Origin of the sequence: uncultured Brevundimonas sp. (assembly GCF_963974615.1) — a bacterium.
In the GTDB taxonomy this organism is placed as follows: Bacteria; Pseudomonadota; Alphaproteobacteria; order Caulobacterales; family Caulobacteraceae; genus Brevundimonas.
Map to the genome: position 1 here is coordinate 47128 of NZ_CAXBDH010000015.1, position 26983 is coordinate 74110.

Consider the following 26983-nt stretch of genomic DNA (forward strand, 5'->3'; position numbering starts at 1 on the left):
TCATGGATCCGATTTCGGCCCGGTTGCTGGCCCGACATCCGCAGAAGATCGACCTGTCACTGGACCGGATGCGGGCCCTGTGCGCGGCCCTGGGCGATCCGCAGGACGCCCTGCCACCGGTGATCCACGTGGCCGGAACTAACGGCAAGGGTTCCACTGTGGCCTTGCTGCGGGCCATGGCCGAAGCGGCGGGATTGCGAGTCCATGTCTATACGTCGCCGCATCTGGTGCGATTCAACGAACGCATCCGCCTGGCCGGGACCCTGATCGATGACGCGACCCTGAACGCGGCGCTGGACCGGGTCGAGGCGGCCGGGGCGGCGCACGGAATCGGGGCCACGGTGTTCGAGGCGACGACGGCGGCGGCCTTTGTGGCCATGGCCGGGGTGCCCGCCGACCTGGCCCTGATCGAGGTCGGGCTGGGAGGATCGCTGGACGCCACCAATGTTATCGAGCGACCGTTGCTGAGTGTGGTCACCCCGGTCGCGCTCGACCATGCGGAATTCCTCGGCACCGATCTGGCGGTTATCGCCGGAGAGAAGGCGGGTATTCTCAAGGCTGGGGCGCGGGGGTTGATCGCGCGCCAGTCCGAGGCGGTGATGGCCGCGATCGCAGTAGCGGCCGCGGGCGTGCGGGTGCCGTTGACGGTCATGGGAGAGGCGTTCGACGCCTGGGCCGATCGCGGCGGGCTGTCCTATCAGGATCAGGAGCGGTTTCTGGACCTGCCGGCCCCGGCCCTGAGCGGGCCGCACCAGATCGACAATGCCGGGCTGGCCGTGGCTGTGGCGCTGGAGCTGGACCTGCCCGAGGCGGCTATTGCCGAAGGGCTGCGCACGGCGCGCTGGCCGGGGCGGATGCAGCGGCTGACGATGGGTCCCTATGGCGAGACGGCGCGATCGGTGGATGCCGAACTCTGGCTGGATGGGGGGCATAACCCCCATGCGGCGCGGGCCCTGGCCGATACGTTGACGGCCCGGCAGGTGCGCGCGCCGCGTCCGCTGGCCTTGATCGTCGGCATGCTGGCCAACAAGGATTCCGGCGGCTTCTTCGAGGCGCTGAAGGACACCGGGGCCCACGTCTTCACCGTGGGCTTCGAAGGGGCGGCCGCCGACCCCGAGGCGCTGGCAACCGTGGCCCGAGGCCACGGGCTGGGGGCCACGGCGACGGGGTCGGTCGGGGCAGCGCTGGATCTAGCGCTACGGCTGGGCGCGGAACGGGTGGTGATCTGCGGCTCGCTTTATCTCGCGGGCGAGGTGCTGGGCGCGAGCCGCGAGACCTGGCCGGCATAGTTGCTGGGCCTATCGCCCTTCGGGCTACTTGAGGCCGGCGGCCCCTCCGCAAGGGAGGGGCCTTGGGAAATCAAGCAGAGATGCCGGCTTCGGCCAGCCATTCGACGATCTTGCCCTTGGGCATGGCCCCGACCTTCATTGAGGCCATCTGGCCGTCGCGGAACAGCATCAGGGTCGGGATACCCTTCACGCCCAGCTTGGACGGGATCATCGGCGAATCGTCGATATTGACCTTGGCGATCACAACCTTGCCGGCCAGTTCGTCGCCGATCTGTTCCAGCGCGGGGCCGATCTGTTTGCAGGGGCCGCACCATTCGGCCCAGAAGTCGACCAGGACGGGGACGGACGACTTCAGCACATCGGCGTCGAAGCTGGCGTCGGTGACCTTTACGGTGGCCATGGGGAAGTCTCCTGCTGCACCGGTACGGAACCGGCGCGGGGTTGGGGCGTGATCGGAATGATCGTCTGTTGCCGCAGATGTGGGGCGATTCCTGCGGAATTCAACGTCAAACGGTCAGGGCCCTGTCCATCAGGGCCTGTGGAACCGGCATCAGCTTCGGTCCGTCGGTCCAGACCAGGGCCGCCTCGACCGTGCGGTCAGGGTACAGACGCTTCAGCACGGCGACATAGACGGCCAGCTGCAGCACATAGGCAGGGTCGGCGGCCTCGATCCGGTCCGGGGCCGGGCGGTTGGTCTTGTAGTCGACCACAAGGACGCGGTCGGGGGTGATGACCAGCCGGTCGATCCGGCCGGAGATGGATACGCCTGGCGGCAGGGCGGGGGCCGAACCGCTCAGAGCCACCTCGGGGCGCGAGCCGGGGCCGAAAACAGGCGCGAAACGGGCATCGTCCAGCACTCTGAAGGCGGCGGCGATCATGTCCTCGCGCTGGGCCGCGTCGAGATCGGGTTCGCGGGCCAGCATGCGCACGGCGGCATCGGGCCGGGCGGCCGGGTCGATCTCGGGCAGGCGCTCCAGCAGCCGGTGGATCAGGTCGCCGCGGCGGAACCGGCCCAGCGGTGCGCCCGGTCCGGCGGTTGTGGCCAGGGGCGAGGGAGCGGGGATGCGCACGGTCTCGTCCATGCGCGAGGGTACCAAACGCCGGTCCGCGTCCTCACGTGCCGGTTCCGTGGTCAACCAGGCGGGCAGCGCGGCTGCGACGGAGGTCGTAATGGCCGGGCGGGCCAGACGGACAGGGTTCGCGCCGAAACGACGGGCCGGGCCGGAAGCCGTCTCGATTTCCCGCACTCCGTCAAGGCCGCCAAAGGCGTCGAACACCGGGCCCCACCAGGCGCGGGCGTTCTCGATCTTGCGATTCGAGGCGATCCGGCCGCCGATGATCAGCCGGTCGCGCGCGCGGGTCAGGCCGACATAGAGCAGGCGCAGCGACTCCTCTTCGTTGCGCGTCTTGCGCGCTTCGCGGGCCAGCGCCGACGCATCGCAGTCGCGCTCGGATGCACCGCACCACAGGAAGCCGCCATCGGCGGTTTCCAGCAGGGCGTCGCCCTTGGGCTCGGCGAAGATGGTGTCCGGCAGGATGACGATGGGGGCCTCCAGCCCTTTGGACGAGTGGGCGGTCATGACCCGGACCTCGCCGCGTGGCTCGTCCATCTCGCGTTTGACCGTCTGGTCGATGGCCGCCAGATCGGCGCAGAACCGCTCCAGGTCGGTGACGCCGCGCCCCTCGGCCGTCCGCGCCTGATCGAGGAAGGCATCGAGGGCGTCGGCCGCCTCGCCACCCAGCCGGGTCATGAAGCGCTGGCGCACCGTCAGCCCGCGCGCGTCGCGATGGTTCAGCAGGCGGGCGTAGAGATCGAAGGGTGTGCGGACCCGGGACTCGGCCCGGAACCATCGCACCAAAATGCGCGCCGCCGTCCATTCCGGCCGCTCGTCCGCGCGGGCTGTGAGGGCGCGCCACAACGTTCCGGCACGGCCCTGGGCCAGGTCGAACAGCCCCTGTTCATTGACATCACACAAGGGGCTGCGCAGCAGGCCCGCCAGCGTCAGATCATCCTCGGGGTAGAGGGCCGCACGGCCGAGGGCCAGCAGGTCCTCGAACACCGGATGTTCGGCCAGTTTCAGCCGGTCGGCCCCCGCGACAGGGACGCCGGACCGTTTCAGGGCACGCAGGATCTCCTCGAACATCGGGCCGCGTTTCTTGACGAGGATCAGCACGTCGCCCCAGTCGGCGGGCCGCCAGGCGGTGCGGTCGGTTGCGTTCTTGGCGTGGACGCCCTGGCCCGACTCCACGATGTCCCGGACCTCGGCGACGATCCTCTCGGCCACCCGGCGGCGCGCTCCCTGACCGGCTCCGGCGTCCAGAGGGTCGTCCCAGGCGCGGCGGTCCTCGGCGGGATCCTCCTTTTCTTCAGGCCACAGATCCACGCTACCGGGGCCGTCGGCCCGTCCGGCTGTGTGGCGCACGACGACATCGACCCGATCGCCGATCTCGCCCCGGCCCGGGCTTAGCGCGCGGGCGTGGTCGGGCACGGCAAAGACCTGGTCGACGAAAGCCAGCACCTCGGGTGTCGAGCGCCAGGATTGCAGCAGTTCGACCGTTTCGAAGGACCGTCCGGCGGCCTCGGCCAGACGGCGATAGGTCTGGCTTTCGGCCAGCAGCCGCTCCGGTGCCGCGCCCTGGAAAGAAAAGATCGACTGTTTCTCATCGCCGACGACGAAGATGGTGCGTTCGCGACCGTCCTCACGCGCCCCCGCACCGGCGAAGAATTCCTCGGTCAGGGCGCGGGCGATGGCCCACTGCTCTGGCGAGGTGTCCTGGGCCTCGTCGATCAGCAGGTGATCGACGCCGCCGTCCAGCTTGTACAGCACCCAGGCCGCACCGGGACCGTCGGTCAACAGGGCGCGGGCGCGGGCGATCAGATCGGCGAAGTCGAGCGCGCCGGTCGCGGTCTTGGCCGCCGCATAGGCCTGGGCATAGGTCCCGGCCAGAGTCAGGGCGTGGATCGTCTCTGTGGCGACATGGGCCGCGCGCAGGCGCTGGGCCGCTGCGACCACCCGGTCCTGCTGCTCTACCAGCCAGTCTGACAGGCCGGGTTCCGCCTTCACCGCCGCGCTCCTGACGCACCAGGCCGCTGCGGAGCCTTCCTTGGTCAGAAGGATGGCGGTGAGGTCGGTGAAACGGCCCTCGCCCAAGCGGACGGTCTCAATGAAGTTGTGGATCTGGCGCGCCTTGTCCCGGTCGCCTGCGGCCTTGGCGCGGTCGAGGGCACCGGCGGCCCACAGCCAACGGTCCGCGTCGATCGCGGCCGGGTCGGCAGCCTCGGCCTCGAGGGTCTCGGCGTCGGCCTCGGCGGCATCCTCGAAACCGACCGAGCGCGCGACGAAATCGGCGAGGCCGCCCTCGTTTTCGGCGTGTTCGACATAGGCCGCGAGGGCCGCACGCCTTGCCTCGAACACGCCGAACATAGCCTCGAAGGCCTCATGATGCAGGGTCTCGCTCATGGCCGCATAAGCATCGGACAGGGCCGGCCAGGCCTCGCTCAACGAGGCGCGGGCCAGGGCCTCGCGGGCGATGGCCGAGACGGCGGTCGCCTCTGTGTCGTCGATGACGCGGAAGCCGGGCGATACCCCGGCTTCAATCGGGAACCGGCGCAGCAGCTGTTCGCAGAAGGCGTGGATGGTCTGGATCTTCAACCCGCCGGGAGTCTCCAGCGCGCGGGCGAACAGCGCGCGGGCTCGCGACAGACCGGCGCGGTCATAGGCTGCGGGCGAGCGGGCCTCGAGCTTGCCGAGGTCCTCGCGCAGCGCATCATCGGTGGCCACGGCCCAGGCCCCGAGGCGCTGGTAAAGGCGGCGCTGCATTTCGGCCGCCGCAGCCTTGGTGAAGGTCAGGCACAGGATGGCGTCGGGCTTGGACCCGTCCAGCAGCAGGCGCGCCACCCGATCGACCAGGGTGGTGGTCTTGCCCGAGCCGGCGTTGGCCATGACGAAGGCATTGATGGCGGGATCGGCGGCGCGGGCCTGGGCGGTGGTCATTCCGGGCCCTCCGCTTCGTCGGCTACGGACCATTCGCGCACCCGCGCCAAGTGGTCATAGTCAGAAAAAGCGCGCTGGGCGAACTGCGGTGCCGCGCGCGAGACATAGGCCTGATCGGCCTGTTCATAGGTCGCAATCAGGCGGTTCAGCCCCTCCACGGCGTCGTCGATGGTGGTGGCGATCGGTTGGGCGTCCTTTTTCTGGGCGTCGCCGCTGCGGTCGACCTCGGTCGCGGGCGGACGGCGTCCCGTCACCGTGACATAGAGCAGTTGCCCCGGCTCCGGTGTGCCGAGGCCGGGAAAGCCGCCTGCGCGGGCGATGGCGGCAGTCAGGGAAAGCTGGGGCGAGAAACCGGTGCGGACCTGTTTCCAGCTCGGTGCCATGCCGGTCTTGAAGTCCATCACGGTCAGCATGCCGTCGTGCAACTCCAGCCGGTCCGCGCGAGCGCTGAGGCGGAACGGTTCGCGCGGGGCGTCGATCTCCATGACGCCGCGCTGTTCGATCAGGATGACAGCCCCGTCGGCCCGCCTTTGTGTCTCGAATCCGACGGCCCAGGCGGCGACGTTGCGGGCCAGCACAACCTCGCGGGCGAGAGCGGCGTCCGGCATGCCGCCGTCGCGCAACTGATCCAGATACAGGTCGATGAAGGTCTCCTCGGCCGTGGCGGGGGCCAGCGTCGGCCAGGTCACGGCAAACTGTTCCAGGGCAGCGTGGATGGCGGTGCCACGCAGCCGGGCGTCGACACGTTCGTCGGGGCGGGGCAGGGCCTCCAGTCCGAGGATGAAGCGGGCATAGGTGGCGTAGGGGTCGCGCACCCATTCCTCGATCCGTGTCACCGACAGGCGGCGGGGGCGCAGGTGCACAGGCGGAATCGGGGCCGGGCGGGGCGCGGGCAGCAGGGACGGAGGCGGGGTGACCTCGGCAGCGTCGAGCGCGCGGGCCATGGCCAGGATATCGGCACGGCCGGGCAGGGCGTGGCCGGCACCACCGACCAGGGTTTCCAGCCGCCACAGCCAGCGTGACTTGACCGAGGGCTGGCCGCCGCGCCGCTCTGTGTGCAGCAGAATGACTTCAGGGGCGCAGGCCGACTGGGCGAAGTCGTGGGCCGACAGACCGATGCGGCGCTCGGGCGGGGGCAGGCCCAGGGTCTTGCGCATCGGGCGCGACAGGAAGGGGTCGATCGGCGCGCCGCGCGGCCAGACGCCCTCCTCCATACCGGCCAGAATCATGCGGTCCGCGCGAGCCAGCCGCGCTTCGATGGCCCCGAGGATGAAAAGGCGTGGATGGGCCGCCCCGCCTGTTCGCACGACCTCGTTGGCCAGCAGGCCGGAAATCAGGCGGGCGAAGTCCGGGCCCGACAGTGGCTGCAGGCTGGCCCCGTCGGCGATCAGGCCGGACAGCATCCGCGCCGCCGCCTCGCCTTCGGCCCCGCGCCAGGCACCATCGGTGGCACCGCTCTTGTCGCTGGCCACTCGCTCGATGGCGTGGACCATGGCGGTCGCGGCAGCGTCGACAGCCGTCGGGCCTGCGGCGAACAGCTCCAGCCACGGATCCAGAGCGGCGCGTAGCGGGGTCAGCAGGGCCTCGCCCTCGTCGATCTGGGTCAGCCAGGCATCGGAGCGGGGACGCTCGAAACGGGGAAGGCGCGCGCGCGCCAAGTGACGTTCGATGGCAGCCCAGCCGGCGGGGTGGGGACCGCGCAGGCCGTGCAGCTCCAGCATCCGTGTCTGATCGGCCAGGGCGCGGTCGTCGAGACCGAGACGGACCACGGGATGTTTGAGCAGGGCCAGCAGGGTCGCGCCACTGAACGGTTCCCCGACCAAATCGGCCATCAGGGCCAGCAGGACGCCGACCGGCGTGATCGACAGGGGCGAGCCGGCCGAGGAGTCGGCCTCCAGGCCCCAGCGCGATAACCGGGCCTGAACGCGGCGGGCGAACAGAGGGTCGGGGGTGACCAGGGCGGTGGTCTTGCCCGACGTCTCCAGTGCCTCTCGCATCAGGACGGCGGCGACGGCGGCAGCCTCTTCCTCGGCGCGGGCCGAGATCAGAGTCAGGCCATCGAGACCCTCGACGACAGGGTTGCCCGGCTCACGGGCCATGGCGTCTATGGTGTCGCGCCAGTCGGCGGTCGCCTTGGGCGGGGTCAGGGCCTCGGCGATCAGGCGACGGCGGGCCGAGGGCTCGGCGGCCCCGTCCGGTCCCCAGACCGACACCCGGTCGCGGGCAATGTCGTGCCGTTCCAGGAGCCGTTTCAACGCCCCCTGGGGATGCTGTTCGTCCACCGCGTTCCAGGCATCGAGTGACAGGTCCAGGTCCAGTCCGGGCAGGACGACGCAACCCTGCGGGGCGCGGGCGGCGGCACCGATAACGGCCGCCGCCGCCGGGGCCGTGCCGGTCGACCCGGCCACGATCAGGGGGTGGGTCGGCGGCCGGGAATCCCAGGTCTCGGCGAGCCGGCGCAGAAGGGCGGTGCGGCGCGCGGCGGGATCCATCAGGCCCAGCGTGGCCAGGCGGGCGGGCCACTGGTCTACGGCGATGGCCAGGAAGGCGGCGGATTCAATCCAGTGCTGGGCCAGATCGGCCCCGGCGAGGCTGGAGACGAGGCCGAGGTCGGAAACTTCCTCGATCTGGCAGGAGTCGAGGAATGCGCCGAGAGCGTCAGCCATTTCCAACGCATGCAGGGGCGAGGTCGCTGCCCGGGGGTCGTGGGCTGCGACGAGACGCGCCAACTCGAAGCGCCGGGCCAGCGGGTTGATGGCCGGGGGCAGGTCCAGGCCCAGTTCGCCGGGGGCGAAGGGGGCCTCGTCCTCTTCCAGATCGCCGAGGGGGCGGACCTGGGGCAGCAGCACGGGACGGTCACCACCGAGCCGCGACAGGGCCGTGGTGAAGGCGCGGGCAGCGCGGCGGTTGGGCAGCAGGATGGTGGCGTCGGACAGGGTCTCGGGCGGATGCTCGCCCAGCCAGGCCAGAACCCCGGCGGCCAGATCCTCGAGAAAGGGCCGGTGCGCGGGGATCGCGTACCAGCGGGGCCCGGCAGGGGCGAAGGGATCAAAGGCGGCGGTCATGGTGCGCCTATCGGTCGACGCGCGGCGTCTCCCTGTTTGAGGCGCGCGATCATCATGCCGTTCCAGCCAGTTTGGCCTCGGCGGCGTCGCGGGCCTGCGGGTCGCCGACATGCATCCAGTCGCCGTCCAGCACGCAGCCGAACAGCCGGCCGGCAGCGGCCGAGGCACGCCACAGCGGACTGAGGGAGAAGGGTCCGTCGGGGCCGGCGTCGGCATAGTCGGGCCGGGTGATGTGCACGCCCATATAGGCGAAGGGCGCTTCAGCCGCGTCGCCGCGGAAGGTCAGGCGGCCGTCGTCGGCGAGGAAGAAGTCGCCGCCGCCCTCGAAGCCGATCGATCCCTCGCGCCGGGCCAGCAGCAGGACCGCGTCCATCCGTGCCGGGTCCCACAATCGGGCCAGATCGCCCAGGGCGTCGCCGTTGTCGGTCCAGACACTGTCGATATTGGCCACGAACACCGGATCGGGGCCGAGCAGGGGGGCGGCCTTCTTCAGCCCGCCACCGGTCTCCAGCAGGTCGGCGCGCTCGTCGGAGATGACGATGGCCGGGCCGCGTCCGCGTACCGCCAGATGCGCTTCCAGCCGGTCGGCGAACCAGTGAACATTGACCACGGCCCGGTCGATCCCGGCTCCGGCCAGCCGGTCCAGTACATGGTCGATCAGGGATTGTCCGGCCAACTCGACCATCGCCTTGGGTCGGTCGTTGGTCAGCGGGCGCATGCGGGTGCCGAGGCCGGCGGCGAGGACCATGGCCGTGGTGGGAGCGGTCATCGGCGGCTGGCCTCCGGCACGTGGCGGTCGAACCAGGCGGCGACGCCGTCCAGTCCGGGGGCCTTCAGATTGGCGTTCAGATGGGCCCACATGCGCGGCATGAAGGCGCGGTAGCGGGGCTTGCCGTCGCGAGCGATCAGCCGGGCGAAAATGCCGAGGATGCGAGCCTCGTTCAGGGCCGCCAGACCGGCATAGGCCTGCATGAAGGGGGCGCGGTCGACCTCAGGGCGCAGGGCGAAATAGTGGTCCAGTGCCAGTCGCTCGAGGGCGGGCGAGACATCGCGGCGCGCGTCCTGCAGCAGGGAGTGCAGGTCCCAGGAGGGATGGGCACGGACAGAGTCCTGGAAATCGATCATCCCGGCCCGGGCCGGACCGGCGCGCCCCGGCAGCCAGATCAGGTTCTCGGCGTGATAGTCGCGGTGGGCCATGACCGTGGCCCCGGCAGCTCCGGCGGCGACGACCGGGGCCCAGGCGGCATGCCATCCGGCCACGGTGGCGCTGTCGAATGTCAGGGCCGGATCGAGTTTCGGCAGCCAGTCGACGAACAGATCGGCCCCGCCCTGCAGGGCGGTCTCGTCATAGGGCAACAACGGCCAGTCCCCGGCGGGACCTTTCAGGACGTCCGGGGTCGGGGCGGCATGGATGCGGGCCAGGGTCTCGACGGCGGTCAGATAGAGGGGGGCCTCGTCGATGCCCCGGTCGATAGCGTGGGCGAACAGGTCGTCGCCGAAATCCTCGAGCACAGCCAGACCGGCGGGGGCGTCGAGGGCAATGATGTCAGGAGCCGACAGATCCAGAGAGCGCAGATGGGCGGCGACGGCGGCGAAGGCCTCGATGCGACCGGCCGACAGCCGGGCCACGGCGTTCCACCCCTCGGCCCGACGGCGCTCCGGCGACCATGCGGGATCGCACGGTGCGCTCTCGGCGGCGGGCGGCTGGTCCATCAGCATCAGCGAGGTGCCGGTCGGGGTGGTCAGCCGCTCGTAGCGGCGGGTCGAGGCGTCGCCGGGCAGGGGCGCGCGCGCGGCAGCCGCGAGGCCGGACGCCTTGAGGAAGTCGAGACGCTGGTGTTCGCGGTCAGACATGGACATCGGTGAGCTTGGCTTCCCATGAGCCTGCGCCGGAAACGGTCGCAAGGCGACCGTCGACACCGTCGAGGTTCTGTTCGGACAGGGTGATGGTCAGGCGGTCGGGGCCCAGCTGGCGGGCGGGATCCTCGCCGAGCCGTTCGGGCCATTCGATCAGGGCACAACCCTCGTCCAGCGCCTCGTCCAGACCGATCTCGAAGGCCTCGTCGGGCCGGGTCAGGCGGTAGAGGTCGAAATGAGCCACCGGCGGATCGCTGTCGTAGAACTGGACCAGGGTGAAGGTGGGCGAGGGCACGTCCTCGTCCGGCGTGGTCAGGGCCCGGATCAGACCGCGGGCCAGGGTCGACTTGCCCATGCCCAGCGGGCCGTACAGCAGCACGGCCTCGCCGGGGGCCAGCAGGGGGGCGATGGCCGCGCCCAGACGGGCGGTGGCGGCGGCGTCGGACAGGGGGATTTTCATGCGAAATCGGCGTCCGGCTGGTGGGCCAGGACCCGTTCGGTGAAGGTCTTCAGCGCCAGGGTGGCCTCGACGGCGTCGGCGGGCAGGCGGACCGGATCGACCGGCCGGCCGACGTGGAGGCGGAAGGCCTTGCCCTGTTTGTTCAGCAGCTCGTGGAACAGGGTGATGTCACGAAGTTCGTCGGAGATGCGGTGGAACAGGTGGAACAGGTGCGAGCGCGGGCCGGCGACGTGGATCGGCACCACCGGGGCGGCATACTTCCGGGCCAGGGACGCAGCGGTCGCCGCCCATTCGGGATCGGCCAGGGCCCCGTCTGGACCGACGCGCGAGATTCGCCCCGCCGGGAACAGGACGACGCAGCGTTCAGCCTCGAACGCCGTCTTCGCCGCCAGCAGGGTCAGTCGGGTCTTTTCGCGGGTGCGTTTGGCCACCACCCATTCGACCGGGATGACGGTCTCGGCCAGTCGGGGCGAAACGCGCAAGGCGTCAGCATTGGCGAAGAAGATGGCGTCGGCCCGGCGTCGGCTGACCGCGTCATGCACCGCGATACCGTCGGCAATGCCGGTCGGATGGTTGCAGACCACGACGCAACGGCCGGTGGCCGGAATTCGCTCGAGATTGAGCGCCGAGACCTTCAGGTCCAGCAGGTCGGACATATGGGCGAAGGCGTCCGGTCCGGACAGGTCACCGACGGCGTCGGCCATGGTGCGGGCGTGCCGGTAACCGAGCAGCCGGTAGAAAAAAGGACGCAGGGCCGGCCAGGCGAAGGAGCCGGTCAGACGCGGGGCCCGCTCGGCGATCAGGACATCGCAGATGTGGGCGTCCGACGCGGGAATGAGGGGAACAGACTCCATGCAAAGCGGTTGTCGCCGCTCACGGCGCGGCGGGCAAGCGGCGCGTGCGCATTCGCGCCCGGCATTGACCTGAGGCGGACGGGTGCTACCCCTGCGCACCGGATTTGTGACCGATGCCAAGGATGTTCAGCATGCGCCGTCTGCCCCTTCTGCTTTCCAGCCTCAGTGCCGCCGCCCTGCTGAGTGCCGCGGCACTGCCCGCCATGGCCGAGGCCCCGGCCGCCGCCGGGGCGGCCAGCGTGGCTGTCGTTCACGACGTCGAGCAACCGTTCACCTATCAGGACCTGATCGGTCTGAACCGGCTGGGCGACCCGCGGGTCTCGCCCGACGGCCGCCGGGTGGTCTATTCGGTCACGGCGACGGACGTTGAAGCCAACCGCCGCTCGGGCAGTCTGTATATCCGCGACGTGGCCGGGGACGCCGCGCCGGTACGGCTGGCGATCTCGGACGGCGGGGCCAACACCGCCCGCTGGGGATCCGACGGCCATCTGTATTTCCTGTCCGGCCGGTCCGGTTCAAGCCAGGTCTGGCGCGCCGAGGCCGACGGTACCGGTCCGGTCCAGGTCACAGACCTGCCGGTCGATGTGAACGCCTATCGTCTGAGTCCTGCCACTGACCGTGTCGTGGTGTCGCTGGCGGTCTTTCCTGACTGTGCCGATCTGGCCTGCAGCGTCGACCGGGCCAAGGCCGAGGGCGAGCGCAAATCGACCGGCATGGTCTACGACCGCATGTTCGTGCGCCACTGGGACACGTGGAATGACGGCACCCAGAACCATCTGTTCGTCCAGGACATCGGGGCCGATGGCCACGCCATCGGCGACGCGGTCTGGGTGACCAAGGGGTTCGACGGTGACAATCCGTCCAAGCCGTTCGGCGACGAGAGCGAGTTCACCTTCGCCCCCGACGGCAATTCGGTGGTCTTTTCGGCTCGGGTGGCAGGTAAGTCAGAGCCGTGGAGCACCAATTTCGACCTGTACCAGACCGACGGGATCAGCGACGACGGGGCCTTCGTCAATCTGACCGAGGCCAACCACGCCTGGGACACCGGCCCCGTCTTCTCGCCCGACGGTCGCACCCTGGCCTATCGCGCCATGGCCCGTCCGGGCTTTGAGGCCGACAAGTTTGCGATCTTCCTGCGCGACGTGGCCACCGGCCAGACCCGCCAGATCGCCGCCAACTGGGACCGGTCGGCGGACAGCCTGCAGTGGTCGGCGGATGGCCGGACCCTGTATGCCACGGCGGGCGACGTCGGTCAGACCCGGATCTTCGCCATAGATACGCGCAACGGGGCGGTGACGCCGGTGACCGGGGCCGGTCATGTCTCGGCCTTCGATCTGACGCCGACCGGTATCGTTTATGCCCGTGACGCCCTGAACGCGCCGTCGGACCTCTATTTCAAGGGCTACCGCAGTCGCGACGCCGTGCGCCGTCTGACCGAGGTCAACCCGTCGCTGAACGACAAGACGTTCGGCGAGGCCGAGCAGTTCAGTTTTGACGGCTGGAACGGCGAGACCGTCCACGGCTATGTGATCAAGCCGGCCGGCTATGTCGAAGGCCGGAAATATCCGGTCACCTTCCTGATCCACGGTGGGCCGCAGGGCTCGTTTGGCAACAGCTGGTCCTACCGCTGGAACCCGTCGAGCTATGCCGGGGCGGGCTATGCGGTGGTGATGATCGATTTCCATGGCTCGACCGGTTACGGCCAGGCCTTCACCGATTCGATCAGCCAGCACTGGGGCGACCGCCCGCTCGAAGACCTGCAGAAGGGCTGGGCCGCGGCCCAGTCGCAATATGCCTTCCTCGACGGCAACAACGCCTGCGCCCTGGGGGCCTCCTACGGCGGCTATATGATCAATTGGATCGCCGGCAACTGGCCCGGGGAGTTCAAATGTGCGGTCAACCACGACGGGGTGTTCGACACCTTCAGCATGGGCTTCGCCACCGAGGAGCTGTGGTTCACTGAATGGGAAAACGGTGGCACGCCGTGGGAAAATCCGCGCGCCTATCAGGAATTCAATCCGGCCAATCACGTCGACCGGTGGCAGATGCCGATGCTGGTGGTCCAGGGTGAGCGCGACTATCGCATTCCCACGGCCCAGGGCCTGTCGGCCTTCACTGCCCTGCAGCGCCGCGGCATCGAGAGCCGTCTGATCGTGTTCCCGGACGAGAACCACTGGGTCCTCAAGCCGCAGAACAGCCTGCAATGGCACAATGAGGTGTTCGGCTGGCTGGACGCCCATCTGAAACCTGCCGACTGACCCCGACGCGACCGATCACAGACAGGGCGCGGTCTCCGGCCGCGCCCTTTTTGCTGTCCGTCGTCGCCCGGCGACCCCGCACGCCGGGTTTTGATGCGGCTTCATGGTGCCGAGTCGCGATCTGGAGCGTTACGACGGTTCATCCGGAACCGCCGCCTTGTCCGATCGCCTGAATTCCACCCTGAACTGGCCGAACCTGTGGGAAAAAATCCTGGTGCCGGCCGGTACGCGCGCGGGCCAGTGGCGCGACTGGATCAGGGCCAATGACCCGGTCTACACCGCATTCCGTAGACCCGGCCCGGCCGAGAAATGGGCCGCCGCGATCGCCCTGCTGCTGGTCGCGGCGGTGGTGCTGTTCCTGCTGTTGTTCGACTGGAACTGGCTGCGCGGGCCCATCGGCCGCTGGGCCTCGACCACCTATGAGCGCGAGATCGAGCTGAACGGGAACCTCGACGTCAATCTGTTCAGCTGGACGCCGTCTGCCCGGGTGCGTGACCTGCGTATCGGCGGGCCGGACTGGGCGCTGGCGCGCGACACGGTCCGGGTCGACGACCTTCTGGTGATGGTGCGGATGCGGCGCCTGTTCGCGGGCCAGATCGAGATGCCGCTGCTGTCGATCGTGCGGCCGCAGGTGGTGCTGATCGCCGACAAGGACGGCCGCACCAGCTGGGCCCTGCACCCCGACCGGCCCGATGACGGTCGGGGGCTGAAGCTGCCGCCGATCCAGCGGCTGATCATCACCGACGGTAAGCTGTCGCTGGACGAGCAGCGGCGCAATGTGAAGCTGGAGGCGACGGTCACCGCGCGCGAGGGGGCGGACGAACAGGCCGGATTTCATCTGCAGGGCGACGGGACCATAAACGGCACCCCCCTGACCCTGACCGTACGCGGAGGGCCCTTCATCAATATCCGCCGCGACCGTCCCTATGACTTCACCGCCGAACTGGCCGGGGTCAATTCCCGGCTCAAGGCCGATGGCGCGATCACCCGCCCGTTCGATCTGGGTCAGTTCAACGCCACCCTGAGTCTGGAGGGGCGGGACCTGGCGGACCTGTATCTGCTGACCGGGATCACCCTGCCCAATACACCGCGCTATCGCCTGAGCGGGGCGCTGAGCCGCGACGGCACCCTGTTCCGGTTCAAGGACTTCAGCGGACGGGTCGGCTCGTCGGATCTGTCAGGGAACATCAAGGTCGACAAGGTCGGCGACCGGCGTCGGGTCGAGGCCACGCTGAGCTCGCAGTCGCTGGATATCGCCGACCTGATGACGGTGCTGGGGGCCCGGCCCCAGGTCAACGCCGGTGGTACCACGGTGACCTCGGGAATTCCTGGCCGCCTGTTGCCGGACGCCCCTCTGCAGACGGAGCGTCTGCGGGCGATGGATGGAACGCTGAGTTATCGCGCGGCGTCGGTGAAACGCAACGATCTGGAAATTCGCCGGGTGCGGCTGGACGCCGGGCTGGACGGGGGTGTGCTGAAGCTGGATCCGGTCGCCTTTACCTTCAGTCGGGGTGAGCTGAACGGCACGGCGCGGATCGATGCCCGCAAGGACATGCCGTACAGCACGATCGATTTCCGTCTGTCCGGCTATCCGCTGGAGTTGATTATCCCTGCCCGCAACGGGGCCCCGACAGTGACCGGACAGACGCTGGGCCGGGCCCGGCTGGAAGGGCCGGGGGCCTCGGTCCACGCTCTGGCGGCCAACGCCAGGGGCACGATCAGTCTGGTCGTGCCTCATGGCCAGATCCGCAAGGCCTTCGCCGAGCTGCTGGGCATCAATGTCGGGCGCGGACTGAGCCTGTTGCTGTCGGGGGATCGCACGACGACCGACATTCGCTGTGCGGTGGCAGATTTCACGGTCAGCGGCGGTCTGGCCACGGCCAGGACCTTCGTCATCGACACGGACGTGGTGGTGGCCAAGGGCACGGGTACCATCAACCTCGGAGCCGAGACCCTGAACCTGCGCATCGACGGGGAGACCAAACGGCCCCGTCTGCTGCGCGTCTGGGCCCCTATCACGGTCAGGGGGGCGTTGATCGCGCCGAAGCTGGGGGTCGACGGTGCGGCGGTGGCCGGGCAGGTCGGGCTGGCGGGCGTGATCGCTGCCCTCGTCAATCCGCTGGCGGCGGTCTTGCCGTTCATTGACCCGGGCCTGGCCAAGGACGCCAACTGCGGCGCGTTGATCGCCGGTGCGCGATAGGGCGAGTTGAGCCGTTTTGGCGTTTCATGCGTATCTAGGCGCATTGACCCATGGACTGACGAGACCGCATGACCCGTAGAGGACTATTCGCCCCCGCGCTCGGCGCGCTGGCCACCGCCTGTTCTCCTCTCGGCCTGATGAACGCACTCGGGCCGCGGGATCCGGGGGGGCGGCGGGTCGCGCAGGGCCTGTCCTATGGCGACGATCCCCGGCAGCGGTTCGACATCCATGCGCCGACCGGTTCCGCTGGTGGGCCCAGGCCGGTGTTGGTGTTCTTCTACGGCGGTGGCTGGGATTCGGGGTCGCGGACCGTCTATGCCTGGGCGGCCCAGGCCCTGGCCGCGCAGGGGTTCGTCGTGGCCATTCCGGACTACCGGCTGGTGCCGCAGGCGCGCTTTCCCGCCTTTATCGAGGATGCGGCGGCGGCGACGGCCGCGGTGGGCGCGGTGGCGGCCCGCTACGGCGGGGATCCGGCACGGCTGGGTGTGATGGGGCATTCGGCCGGAGCTCATCTGGCCATGATGATTACCCTGGACCGGCGCTATATGGCGGCGGTGGAGCGGCCCGACCTGATCCGGGCCGCCGCCGGCCTGGCCGGACCCTATGACTTCCTGCCCTTCGACGTACCGGCCTCGGTCAATGCCTTCGGTCGCGCCCCCGATCCGACCCTGACCCAGCCCGTGACCTTCGCCCGGGCCGACGCTCCGCCGCTGTGGCTGGGCCACGGCACGGCCGATACAGTGGTGCACGACGATGACACGGTGATCCTGAACGACCGGATCCGGGCCCTGGGCGGGCGGTCGGAGGCGCATCTCTATCCGGGGCTGAACCATACGGACCTGATCGCGACCTTCTCGCCGCTGTTCCGGAGGAAGGCCCCTGTGCTGGATGACGTCAGCGCCTTCTTCAGCCGCGAGCTGGGTTGAGGTGTCGAGGCAACCTTGACCGTCTCGCCAAGGTCACGAACTTCCGCTAGAGGAGGTCATGACAGAAACCATGACAGCACAGGCGGCATTGGACCGCCTCGAAACCCACTACAATCAATCGGTCGCGAATCTGCGGGACGCAGTTCGAAGCTTTGTCTCCGGTGGCGAGCGCGCCTCGCCGGAAGCCCGGGCCAAGGGACTATTCACCTATCCTACGCTCCGCGTGAGCTGGTTCGGAGAACGCCCCGACCTGCAGCCGATCCGCGCCTACGCCCGCCTGTCCCGGCCCGGCGTCTATTCGACCACCGTCACCCGGCCGGATCTGTTCCGCACCTATCTGGAAGAGCAGCTGACCCTGCTGGAACAGGACTACGGGGCCACGTTCGAAGTCCTGCCCTCGGAACAGGAGATTCCCTTCCCTTATGTGATGGACGGGTCCGATGTGGTGCTGGACCGGTCGATGACCGCAGCGATCGCCCGCCATTTCCCGACCACGGACCTGGCCAACATCGGTGACGAGGTTTCCGATGGCTTGTTCGACCCGACCCAGGACTTCCCGCTGTCCCAGTTCGACGGACTGAGGACGGACTTCTCACTGGCCCGGCTGCGGCACTATACGGGGACACCGGTCGAGGACGTCCAGTCCTACATCCTGTTCACCAACTACAACCGCTATGTCGACGAGTTCGTGCGCTGGGCCTGCGAGCAGCTGAAGAACCCGGACAGCCCGTATGAGACCCTGTCGTGCGCCGGCGGCGTGGTCATCACCCGGGACAATGCCGATCCCGAGCTGGCCATCATGGATACGGCCTGGCGCAAGCATCAGATGCCGGCCTACCACCTGACCGCGCCGGGCTGGGCCGGGATCACCCTCGTCAATATCGGCGTCGGTCCGTCCAACGCCAAGACCATCACCGACCATCTGGCCGTGACCCGGCCGCACGCCTGGATGATGATCGGCCACTGTGGCGGGCTGCGTCCCAGCCAGACCATCGGCGATTATGTTCTGGCCCACGCCTATCTGCGCGATGATCACGTGCTGGACGCGGTGCTGCCGCCGGACATTCCGATCCCGTCGATCGCCGAGGTGCAGCGTGCCCTCTATGACGCGGCCAAGTCGGTCAGCGGCGCGCCGGGCGAGGAGGTCAAGCGCCGCCTGCGCACCGGCACGGTGGTGACCACCGACGACCGGAACTGGGAGCTGCGCTATTCCAAATCGGCGCTGCGCTTCAACCAGAGCCGGGCCGTGGCCATCGACATGGAGAGCGCCACCATCGCCGCCCAGGGCTACCGCTTCCGCGTGCCCTACGGGACCCTGTTGTGCGTTTCGGACAAGCCGTTGCACGGCGAGATCAAGCTGCCCGGTCAGGCCAATCGTTTCTACGAAGGGTCGATCTCGGAACACCTGCAGATCGGTATCGCCGCGGTGGGCTTGCTGCGTCAGGAGGGCACCAGCCTGCATTCGCGCAAACTGCGGGCCTTCGATGAGCCGCCGTTCAGATAAAAGTACTTTACGTCACAAAGTGGAAGTGTCATGGTCGGGATGAACAGGAGGCCTGACCATGACCCACGACCCGCTGCAAACCGTCCACGAGGACATCGCCTATATGCGGGCTCTGGCCCACGAGGGGAAACACGCACCGCTGCTGGCGGGGCCGATACTCGTCACCGCTGCCTTCGTCTTCGGCATCGCCAACCTGGGTCAGTGGGCCCTGCTCAGCGGCGTGATCACCGCCAGCCCATGGGCCCCGCTCTGGCTCTGGATCGGCGCGGGTGTGGTGTTCACCCTGGCGCTGTTGATGTTGATCGGTCGGATGAAGGGCAAGCCGGGCTGCAACTCGGCCGGCAACCGGGCGGTGGGGGCCGCATGGTCGGCGGTCGGCATCGGCATCTTCGCCACCTGGCTGGGGCTGATGGCCATGGGGCTCAAGACGGGCGACTGGTCGGTGATGGACGTCATGCCCATCGTCGTCTTCGTCGCCTATGGTTCAGCCTGGATGATCGCGGGGGCCATGACGGGCGTCCGCTGGATGACGGCCGTCGCCGTGCTGTCTTTCGCCGGAGCCATCGCCGTCGGCTGGTTCGCCGACGGGGCAGGCCTCTATCTGGTGTTCACCGCAGTGTTATTCCTGGTTGCCCTGGTTCCCGGGCTGATCCTGATGCGGCAGGAACCGTCGGAGATCGTCTGATGGCGGACGATTTCGATATCGGTCAGATCGACGACGTCATCCACGGCCGCGTTCGTCTGGGCATTATGGCCTATCTGGCCGGGGCGGAGTCCGCCAACTTCAACGAGCTGAAGGCCCGGTTGCAGACGACGGACGGCAATCTCTCGGTGCATCTGCGCAAGCTGGAAGAGGCGGGCTTCGTCGCAGTGAGCAAGAGCTTTCAGGCGCGCAAGCCGGTGACCCGGGCACAGATGACCGACAAGGGGCGCGAGGCGTTCGTGGCCTATCTTGACGCCATGGCGGGTCTGGTCGGGAACCACGGCCAGTCGGCCCCGTAACGGGTAGTTTCAACAGTGTGCGGGACTGGTCTATGCAGGGGCGATGACCGACGCCCGCCTCCTCCGCTTTGATGCCCTCGACAATTTCCGGGACTATGGTGATTACGCCGTGCCGGGCTCTCGGGTACGGGCTGGGCGGCTGTTTCGTTCGGCCCACCATGCCCGCGCCAGTGAAGCCGACCTGCAGCAGCTGGGCGCGCTTGATATCGGGACCGTGGTCGACCTGCGCCGCCCCAGCGAACGTCGGAGACAGCCGTCGCGTCGCCCCCCCGGCTTTACCGGCCGGCTCATCGAGAGTGAGCATGATGACGGCGGCGAGGCCCCGCACATCACCTTTCTGAAGTCGGGTGATCTGACCGAGGAGTCGGGACGGCGGTTCATGAGCGCCACCTATCGCCGTCTGGCGTTTGAACCGGCCCATATCGATCTGTTCCGCCGCTATTTTCAGGCTCTGGGTCAGGCGGAGGGGGCGGTGCTGATTCACTGTGCCGCCGGCAAGGACCGCACCGGGCTGCTGGCGGCCCTGACCCACCGACTGTTGGGCGTCGGGCGCGATGACATGATCGCCGACTATCTGCTGACCAATACGGCTGTCGACCTGCAGCAAAGGGCCCCGGCCATCGCCCGGCAGATGGCCGAAATGACCGGTCGGTCGCCGTCGCATGACGCTGTGGTCGCCTTTCTGGGTGTCGAGCCGGCCTATCTGGAAGCCGCGCTGTCCGCCATCGAGTCCGACAGCGGCACGTTGGAGACTTATCTCGAGCGAGTGCTCGGTGTGGACGGGGCCCTGCGTGACCGGATCACCGCGCGCCTGATGACATGACCGACGTTCTCCGCGTCGTTGATGCGCGGACCCTGCCATGGTGCGATCCACTGTCGGTGGCGGCCGGTCTCAGGGGGCGGGACGGGGCGTTGGCCCTGCTGTCGGATGGCGGTCCGCTGGGGCGCTGGTCCTGGGTCGGGGCCGATCCGGACCAGACCTATGTCGGCCCTGTCGAGGACGCCGCGCCTTTCGCCCGGCTGCGGCAAACCCCGTTCGCGAACGGGGTCGTCGGCCTGATGAGCTATGACGCCGGAGCCCGACCGGCCACCGGGGCGCGCGCCGAGGTCTGGCCGGATCTGATGCTGGCCCGCTATCCGGCGCTGCTGCGCTTTGACCATCAGCAGCAGTCCGTCCAGGCGATCGGCCGGGGCGTTGACGCCGCCGCGGCGCGAGCGGCAGCCGACACTGCCGGCGACTGGCTGCGGAGCGGGGTAGAGAGCGGCTCGCCGCCCGCTCCGGCCGCCGGATTCAGGGCGGAAACGACGGACCAGACCTATCGGGACGCTGTGGCCGACGTGATCGGACGTATCGCCGCCGGTGAACTGTTTCAGGCCAATATCGCCCGGGCCTGGACCGGTGAGTTGGTGCCCGGGGCCGACCCGTTCGACGTGATGGTCCGGCTGGCAGAGTCCCGGGCCTCGGCCTATGGCGCATTCTGGCGTTTGGGCGACCGGGCCCTGGTGTCGAATTCGCCGGAACTGTTCCTGACTCTCGACGCCGCAAATCGCCGGATCGAGACCCGGCCGATCAAGGGCACGCGCCCACGGGACCCCGATCCCGTGAGGGACGCCGCTCTGGTCACCCAGTTGGAAGCCAGCGCCAAGGACCGGGCCGAGAATCTGATGATCGTTGATCTGATGCGCAACGACCTGGCCCGCACGGCCCGGCCCGGCTCGGTGCGGGTCGAGCGACTGTTCGAGGTTGAAACCCACCCGACCGTGCATCATCTGGTGTCGACCGTCAGCGGCGAGGCGCGGGTGGACCTGGGTCCCGCCGACCTGCTGGAGGCGAGCTTTCCGCCCGGCTCGATCACCGGAGCGCCCAAACATCAGGCCATGAAGGTGATCGCTGCGCACGAACCTCCGCGCGGGCCCTGGTGCGGCTCATTGTTCATGATCGATGACAGCGGAGACCTGACCGCTTCGGTGTTGATCCGCACCGCCGGCTTCGTGCGACGCGACGGTATCTGGTCCTATCGGACCCTGGCCGGAGCAGGCATCGTCGCCGACAGCGATCCGGAGGCCGAGCTGCAGGAAACCACGGCCAAGATCCGGGCCATGCGCGAAGCCCTGACCGGCGATCAGTTGGTGTAGGTGATGCGGTCGACGGTCCGCGGTCGCAGATAGTAGGTCTGGCTGAAGCGGGTGATGGGCGGCATCAGATAGTCGACCGGTGAATCATAATCATAGGTCGCCTCGGTCATGATCAGGCTTTCGCCGTTGGCGATCAGACCGGCGGGAACGACCACCGTGCTGCCGGTCATACGCGCCGCCATGCCGGCACCGCGGCTCCAGTCGACCTTGACGACGCCGTTGGTGTCGCGCGTCAGACTGGATGCCCGTTGCTGGAGCGGAGCCCCCGGGAAGGGCTTCATGATGAGATCGCCGACCTTGAAAATGTCAGCGAGCTGGGTACCCGAGATCGTATCACTCTGGGCGACCAGATCGGCCACCATCGCCGAGACATGGCCCATGCGTTTTTGCGCCATATAGCCCTGACAGAACTCAGCCAGGCCGAAATAGAAGGCGATCATGATCGGAGCCAGCAGCGCGAACTCGACGGCGGAAACGCCCCGGAGATCTCCCCGGAGGCGGGCGAACAGGCTCTTGCGGGTGCGGGCGGCCATCAGTTGAAGGGCTCGTTGCGGAACACCGACGTGGCGACCAGCATCGCCGTGCCGTCATTCAACCGTGACAGACCCTGATTCATGAAGGGCGTTATCAGGGGGTGTTTATACCAGACCCGCACCAGCATGATGCTGCCGGCCACGCCGTTGGTGTAGGTGAGCTCTGTGGTCTGGAAGGTTCCGGAGGCCATCGGGTCCGGGGGATTGGGGCTGGTAAAGCCGGGAATTTCGCGAACATCGACGGTCGCACGGGCGGCGCAGTCTCCCGCAAAAATGCTCATCCGGCCGCAGAGATCCTGCTTGAATCCTGCGGCCGTCATCGACGAATTTTTGGCCTGTCCGGTCCGGATCAGACGCGCTGTCTCGAGGGTGGCGTTTTCGAGAACCGAGTCGACCACGAACACGAGGCCCAGTTCCAGCACCGCGAAAATGATGAAGAAGAACGGCATGGCGACCATGCCGAACTCGACTGCGGCCGAGCCGTCGCGGGCGCGCCAGAAGCCGATCCGCCGCTTGCCACGGATGCCGGCACGGGGAAGGCGGAAAATTGAGGGCATGGCGGCGACCGGATCGCTGATCAAGGCACCGGGGTCGTGCGCACCGACGGTGAGCATGACGCGGCGCAGGCCATTTCGGTTGCCGTGCCGCCACGCCAGACGCGAACCCGCCCGGTACCGCTGCCGGCGGAGACCACCACCTGGTTCTGGAATACGGTGCGCCCGATCGTGTCGACGGCCACGATTTCGGTCACCCCGTAACCCTTGCCGGTGATGAACAGGGTATTGGCGTCGACGACAGTGACATCGGCGATCAGGGGGTTGCCGACGATGACGGATCCTGCGGGCCCGCTCAGCTGAACCCGGGTCGACTGGTCGATCTCGACGTTCAGGGGGCGGGACTGGGCCAGGGCGGTTCCCGGCAGGGTAATGCCGGTGAGAGCCAGGGCGGCCAGGAGGGCTGCGGGACGAAGGAATACGGGTCGGGACATGGCGGCGGCTTCCACTTTTAAACTGGGCGCGCGCGAGGCGGCGATCACGAAGGTGCCGTCTAATCCTCAATAAACCCTGAAAAGGGGGTGTTCTTATAGTAAACGCGTCGTCAACATAAAATAATCGTTGGTCTCCGGTAGTTTTACTCGAATTTAATCAAGAGGGTGCATTGTCAGCATGCAAATAGGGGTCAAGCGGGCAAACCGATGACCCTCCTGGTGGAAATCGACTGCTCGCTTAAAGAAGGATACTTACAATGACCAAGTTCGTTTCGCGTTTTATGAATGATGAGTCCGGTGCCACGGCCATTGAATATGGCCTGATCGCCGCCCTGATCGCCGTTGTTATCATTTCGGCCGTGACCGCACTGGGCTCGACGATCAAGAGCAAGTTCAATGCCGTCGTGACCGGCATGGGTGGTACTGCCGGCGCCTAACCGGGCCAGGGCCATCTTGAAACCGGAAGGGCCGGGGCGGAAACGCCCCGGCCCTTTCTGTATTCAGATGACCTCGATTTACAGTAAACATTCAATAACCATTCCTGACGACGCCGCCTTAACCCCCTTCGCCGATGGTGGACCTGCTTATTGGGGTCAGGCGGGCTACCGGCCTTCTCCGCCAGTTGCCCGTATCGCCTCGACCTAAGGAAAAGTTCAGATGACCAATTTCGTTTCGCGTTTTATGAATGATGAGTCCGGTGCCACGGCCATTGAATATGGCCTGATCGCCGCCCTGATCGCCGTTGTTATCATTTCGGCCGTGACCGCACTGGGCGCGACGATCAAGGACAAGTTCAATGCCGTGGTTACGGGCATGGGCGGTACCGCCGGCGCCTAACGGCACCGACAAGCCGTCGTGAAACCAGGAGGCCGGGGCGGCAACGCTCCGGTCTTCCTGTTGTCCGGGACCTGAAACTCCGCCTTAACCGGCGGTGCTGCAGCAATGCGGCATGGACGCCCTGACCCTGACCCTGTTGAGCATTCTACCAGCCCTGGCGATCACCGCCGGGCTGAAGGACCTGATCAGCATGACTATCCCGAACTGGATTTCGGGAACCCTGATCGTCGCCTTCTTTCCGGCGGCCCTGGCGGTCGGCCTGGCCCCGATGGCGATCGCCGCCCATGTCGGGGTGGCTGTCGCTGCCCTGTTTATCGGGGCGGGGATGTTCGCCCTGCGCTGGATCGGCGGCGGGGACGCCAAGCTGATCGCGGCCTCATGTTTGTGGCTGGGTGTGACCGGTGCGGGCATGTTCCTGCTGTGGACCGGCGTGATGGGTGGCCTGTTCTGTCTGGTTCTGATCTTCGCCCGCTTCTATTCCAGACCCTATCTGTTGGGGGCTCCCGGCTGGGTGGTCCAGTTGATGGAACCCCGGGGCGATATTCCCTACGGCGTCGCCATCGCGGCCGGTGCCCTGATGGCCTATCCGTCGAGTCCCCTTCTGGAGCTGTTTGCGCGGGGACTGTGAAAGCGCAGCACAGGACAGGCGTTTACCAGCTTAGGGGCACGTTAACCCGCGACCGTCATGGTCATTACTGACAGGAGCGGACTCTGATCCGTATCCGGTCGCGTCCGCCGGAGCCCGTCGATGAAGCCTGCCCGTATCGTCGTAATCTGTATTGCCGCCGTCTCGGCGATCGGCCTGGCCCTGGTCGTTCGGGCCATGGGGTCCGGCGCGCCGACGGCTGTTGCCTCGGCCGCGGCCGTGGTCGACACCCGTCCGATGGCCAAGGTGCTGGTCGCCGCGCGCGATCTCGAGCCCGGCAAGAGGCTGGCCGATGCCGACATGGCCTGGAAGGACTGGCCCGTCGACGAGGTCAATCCCATGTTCATTACCGACGGTACCGTGGCCCTGCCCGGTTCTGACCGTCCGGTTGTTGAAAAGCCCGAGGGTGCCGTAGCCAGTGTCGCCCGTGCCGCGACTGATCTCGCCACCGGCGGTGCCAAGTCCGACTATATCGGTTCGGTGGTCCGTGAACCCATTCTGGCCGGAGAGCCGATTGTTGGTCGCAAGATCGTCCGGGCCGGCGACAGCGGCTATATGGCCGCCTATCTGGAACCCGGCATGCGGGCCATGGCCATCCGCGTCACGGTCGAGACTGCCGCCGGCGGCTTCATCCTGCCCGGCGACCGGGTCGATGTATTGATGACGCGCGAAACCAACATGGCCAACATGGGGTCGCAGGATAGCGACCGGTCCAAATTTTCCTCCTCGATTGTGATGCAGAACGTCAAGGTTCTGGCCATCGACCAGTCGACCCGGGCCGGTGAAGACGCCCAGGCCGTGGTCGGGGCGACCGCCACCCTGGAACTCGGGTCGCGCGACGCCGAGGCCCTGGCCCTGGCCAAGTCCGAGGGTGAATTGTCACTGGTGCTGAGATCCTATGCCGACACTGCCGGACCGTCCGGCCGGGTGGCTCCGGCAACCCGCCAGTCATCAGCTGTCCGTATCTATCGTGGCGGCACCCCGGAAGTGGTGGTGGTCCAATGAAATCCCTGACCCTGACCCGTTTCGCCGTCGTTGCCTGCACGGCGCTGCTGGCCCTCGGCAGTGTCGCGCCCGGCCCGGCCGTGGCCCAGAGCCGTTCGACCGTCGCCATGGGGGCTGCGCCCCAGTTGATCAATCTGCCGCGCGGCTCGTCGATGGCCATCGACCTGCCCAGTGATGCGCGCGATGTGATCGTGCCCAATCCGGCGGTGGCCGAGGCCATGCTGCATTCACCGCGGCGCATCACCATCATCGGTCTGCAGCCGGGTGAGACGGACGCCGTCATTCTGGATGCCACGGGTCGCACCATCCTGTCGCTGCGGATCCGGGTCGATGCCGGGGTGTCCGCCCTTCAGGACACGCTGAACCGTGTGTTGCCGGGATCCGGCGTGCGTGCGGAAGCGGTCAATGACAGCATTATCCTGACCGGAGCGGTCAACAGTCCCGGCGAGGCGGATCGGGTGACCCAGATCGCCCGCGCCTTCGTGTCGGCTCCCGAGAAGGTGCTGAACATGATGACCATCGCCGGGTCGGACCAGGTCATGGTCAAGGCCCGTGTGGTCGAGGTGCAGCGCACCGCCATCAAACAGCTGGGTCTCGACGTCAACGCCGTTCTGAACAATGTCGCCGACGGTCTGACCTTCGCCCAGAGCGCCACCTTCGGCGTTTCAGGCAGCCAGCTGGGTGGTGGGATCGCCACCTATGCGGACAATGCCGGTAACGGAAACTCACTGGCCGGAACCCTGCGCGCCTTTGAACGCGCCGGACTGGTGCGCATCCTGGCCGAGCCCAACCTGACCTCGGTCAACGGCGAAAACGCCGAATTCCTGGCCGGGGGCGAGTTCCCCGTGCCCGTCGGCCGCGACAAGGACGGCAATGTCACGGTCGAGTTCAAACCCTATGGCGTACGGCTGGCCTTCCGGCCGATCGTTCTGTCGCAGGGCCGTATCTCGCTGCAGCTGTCGACCGAAGTGTCCGAGCTGACCACCTCGGGGGCCTTCACCCTGGGCGGTACCGGCCCCAATGCCCTGGTGGTCCCGGCGCTCAATGTGCGTCGCGCCTCGAGCACGGTGGAACTGCCGTCGGGCGGTTCGCTGATGATCGCCGGCCTGCTGCGCGAGGACACCCGTCAGAACATTGACCAACTGCCCGGCGTCGGCGATCTGCCCATCCTGGGAGCCCTGTTCCGGTCGCGCGACTATCTGTCGGGCGAGACCGAACTGGTGATCATCGTTGAGGCCTATATCGTCTCCCCGACCTCGCCCGGTCGCCTGCAGACCCCCGCTGACGGCCTGCAGGTCGCCAACGACGCCCAGACCCTGCTGTTCGGCCAGCTCAACCAGAATTACAGCCGCCCGACCGGAGAGGTAAGCACCTCGCCCCGGACCGGCTGGCAGGGCCCTGTGGGCTATGTGATCGAATGAGGAATCC

At 67.8% G+C, this 26983-nt stretch carries 24 protein-coding genes; 14 read left to right on the forward strand and 10 right to left on the reverse strand.

Going from position 1 to position 26983, the window contains the following annotated elements:
* Positions 1-2 precede the first annotated feature (2 nt).
* Positions 3-1289 (forward strand): folylpolyglutamate synthase/dihydrofolate synthase family protein, encoded by a 1287-nt coding sequence (locus AAC050_RS11520; protein WP_339915232.1) that lies wholly within the window; start codon positions 3-5, stop codon positions 1287-1289.
* 70 nt (positions 1290-1359) lie between these two features.
* Here AAC050_RS11520 and trxA read toward each other — a convergent pair whose 3' ends face one another.
* From trxA to AAC050_RS11555, 7 genes are all read right to left on the reverse strand, one after another.
* Entirely contained in the window at positions 1360-1689 is a 330-nt protein-coding gene (gene trxA, locus AAC050_RS11525; RefSeq protein ID WP_339915233.1) for a thioredoxin, read from the reverse strand.
* A gap of 106 nt (positions 1690-1795) precedes the next feature.
* Positions 1796-5284, reverse strand: a complete 3489-nt coding sequence (gene addA, locus AAC050_RS11530) for a double-strand break repair helicase AddA (protein WP_339915234.1) — start codon at positions 5282-5284, stop codon at positions 1796-1798.
* Positions 5281-8349, reverse strand: a complete 3069-nt coding sequence (gene addB / locus AAC050_RS11535; protein ID WP_339915235.1) for a double-strand break repair protein AddB — start codon at positions 8347-8349, stop codon at positions 5281-5283. The genes addA and addB overlap by 4 nt, the downstream gene beginning before the upstream one ends.
* 52 nt (positions 8350-8401) lie before the next feature.
* Positions 8402-9118: an N-acetylmuramate alpha-1-phosphate uridylyltransferase MurU gene (gene murU, locus AAC050_RS11540; RefSeq protein ID WP_339915236.1), complete on the reverse strand. Its 717-nt coding sequence runs from the start codon at positions 9116-9118 to the stop codon at positions 8402-8404.
* Positions 9115-10203: an N-acetylmuramate/N-acetylglucosamine kinase AmgK gene (amgK, locus tag AAC050_RS11545; RefSeq protein ID WP_339915237.1), complete on the reverse strand. Its 1089-nt coding sequence runs from the start codon at positions 10201-10203 to the stop codon at positions 9115-9117. Before amgK ends, murU begins: the two co-directional genes overlap by 4 nt.
* Positions 10196-10666, reverse strand: a complete 471-nt coding sequence (gene tsaE, locus AAC050_RS11550; protein ID WP_339915238.1) for a tRNA (adenosine(37)-N6)-threonylcarbamoyltransferase complex ATPase subunit type 1 TsaE — start codon at positions 10664-10666, stop codon at positions 10196-10198. The genes amgK and tsaE overlap by 8 nt, the downstream gene beginning before the upstream one ends.
* Positions 10663-11520 (reverse strand): 1-acyl-sn-glycerol-3-phosphate acyltransferase, encoded by an 858-nt coding sequence (locus AAC050_RS11555; RefSeq protein WP_339915239.1) that lies wholly within the window; start codon positions 11518-11520, stop codon positions 10663-10665. Before AAC050_RS11555 ends, tsaE begins: the two co-directional genes overlap by 4 nt.
* 131 nt (positions 11521-11651) lie before the next feature.
* On the opposite strand from AAC050_RS11555, the gene AAC050_RS11560 reads away from it, so the two are divergent.
* The 8 genes from AAC050_RS11560 to AAC050_RS11595 all read left to right on the forward strand — a co-directional run bounded on the left by AAC050_RS11560 (position 11652) and on the right by AAC050_RS11595 (position 21546).
* Positions 11652-13778 (forward strand): S9 family peptidase, encoded by a 2127-nt coding sequence (locus AAC050_RS11560; protein ID WP_339915240.1) that lies wholly within the window; start codon positions 11652-11654, stop codon positions 13776-13778.
* A 157-nt stretch (positions 13779-13935) separates the two neighbouring features.
* Positions 13936-15978, forward strand: a complete 2043-nt coding sequence (locus AAC050_RS11565; RefSeq protein ID WP_339915241.1) for an AsmA family protein — start codon at positions 13936-13938, stop codon at positions 15976-15978.
* Between the two features lie 68 nt (positions 15979-16046).
* Positions 16047-16904, forward strand: a complete 858-nt coding sequence (locus AAC050_RS11570) for an alpha/beta hydrolase (RefSeq protein ID WP_339915242.1) — start codon at positions 16047-16049, stop codon at positions 16902-16904.
* Between the two features lie 58 nt (positions 16905-16962).
* Positions 16963-18408 (forward strand): AMP nucleosidase, encoded by a 1446-nt coding sequence (locus AAC050_RS11575; protein ID WP_339915243.1) that lies wholly within the window; start codon positions 16963-16965, stop codon positions 18406-18408.
* A 58-nt stretch (positions 18409-18466) separates the two neighbouring features.
* Positions 18467-19093, forward strand: a complete 627-nt coding sequence (locus tag AAC050_RS11580) for a hypothetical protein (RefSeq protein WP_339915244.1) — start codon at positions 18467-18469, stop codon at positions 19091-19093.
* Positions 19093-19410 (forward strand): transcriptional regulator, encoded by a 318-nt coding sequence (locus tag AAC050_RS11585; protein WP_339915245.1) that lies wholly within the window; start codon positions 19093-19095, stop codon positions 19408-19410. The genes AAC050_RS11580 and AAC050_RS11585 overlap by 1 nt, the downstream gene beginning before the upstream one ends.
* Before the next feature lie 43 nt (positions 19411-19453).
* Positions 19454-20233 (forward strand): tyrosine-protein phosphatase, encoded by a 780-nt coding sequence (locus tag AAC050_RS11590; protein ID WP_339915246.1) that lies wholly within the window; start codon positions 19454-19456, stop codon positions 20231-20233.
* Positions 20230-21546: an anthranilate synthase component I family protein gene (locus AAC050_RS11595; protein ID WP_339915247.1), complete on the forward strand. Its 1317-nt coding sequence runs from the start codon at positions 20230-20232 to the stop codon at positions 21544-21546. Before AAC050_RS11590 ends, AAC050_RS11595 begins: the two co-directional genes overlap by 4 nt.
* On the opposite strand, the gene AAC050_RS11600 is transcribed toward AAC050_RS11595, so the two are convergent.
* Genes AAC050_RS11600 through AAC050_RS11610 form a run of 3 tightly spaced genes read right to left on the reverse strand, consistent with a single transcriptional unit; the run spans position 21534 to position 23067 of the window.
* Positions 21534-22079, reverse strand: coding sequence for a TadE/TadG family type IV pilus assembly protein (locus tag AAC050_RS11600; RefSeq protein ID WP_339915248.1), 546 nt, complete (start codon positions 22077-22079; stop codon positions 21534-21536). The genes AAC050_RS11595 and AAC050_RS11600 overlap by 13 nt on opposite strands.
* On the reverse strand, positions 22079-22693 hold the full coding sequence (locus AAC050_RS11605) for a TadE/TadG family type IV pilus assembly protein (protein ID WP_339915249.1): 615 nt from the start codon (positions 22691-22693) through the stop codon (positions 22079-22081). Before AAC050_RS11605 ends, AAC050_RS11600 begins: the two co-directional genes overlap by 1 nt.
* Positions 22657-23067, reverse strand: a complete 411-nt coding sequence (locus AAC050_RS11610) for a pilus assembly protein N-terminal domain-containing protein (RefSeq protein WP_339915250.1) — start codon at positions 23065-23067, stop codon at positions 22657-22659. The genes AAC050_RS11605 and AAC050_RS11610 overlap by 37 nt, the downstream gene beginning before the upstream one ends.
* A gap of 257 nt (positions 23068-23324) precedes the next feature.
* Here AAC050_RS11610 and AAC050_RS11615 point away from each other — a divergent pair, with 257 nt between their 5' ends.
* The 5 genes from AAC050_RS11615 to AAC050_RS11635 all read left to right on the forward strand — a co-directional run bounded on the left by AAC050_RS11615 (position 23325) and on the right by AAC050_RS11635 (position 26976).
* Positions 23325-23504, forward strand: coding sequence for a Flp family type IVb pilin (locus tag AAC050_RS11615; protein ID WP_339915251.1), 180 nt, complete (start codon positions 23325-23327; stop codon positions 23502-23504).
* Positions 23505-23724: 220 nt separating this feature from the next.
* The gene (locus tag AAC050_RS11620; protein ID WP_339915252.1) at positions 23725-23904 is read left to right on the forward strand and encodes a Flp family type IVb pilin; all 180 of its coding nucleotides are present in this window, start codon (positions 23725-23727) and stop codon (positions 23902-23904) included.
* 112 nt (positions 23905-24016) lie between these two features.
* Positions 24017-24532 (forward strand): prepilin peptidase, encoded by a 516-nt coding sequence (locus tag AAC050_RS11625; protein ID WP_339915253.1) that lies wholly within the window; start codon positions 24017-24019, stop codon positions 24530-24532.
* A gap of 120 nt (positions 24533-24652) precedes the next feature.
* On the forward strand, positions 24653-25555 hold the full coding sequence (gene cpaB / locus AAC050_RS11630; RefSeq protein WP_339915254.1) for a Flp pilus assembly protein CpaB: 903 nt from the start codon (positions 24653-24655) through the stop codon (positions 25553-25555).
* Complete coding sequence (locus tag AAC050_RS11635; protein WP_339915255.1) at positions 25552-26976, forward strand: type II and III secretion system protein family protein; 1425 nt, start codon at positions 25552-25554, stop codon at positions 26974-26976. The genes cpaB and AAC050_RS11635 overlap by 4 nt, the downstream gene beginning before the upstream one ends.
* Positions 26977-26983: the final 7 nt, after the last annotated feature.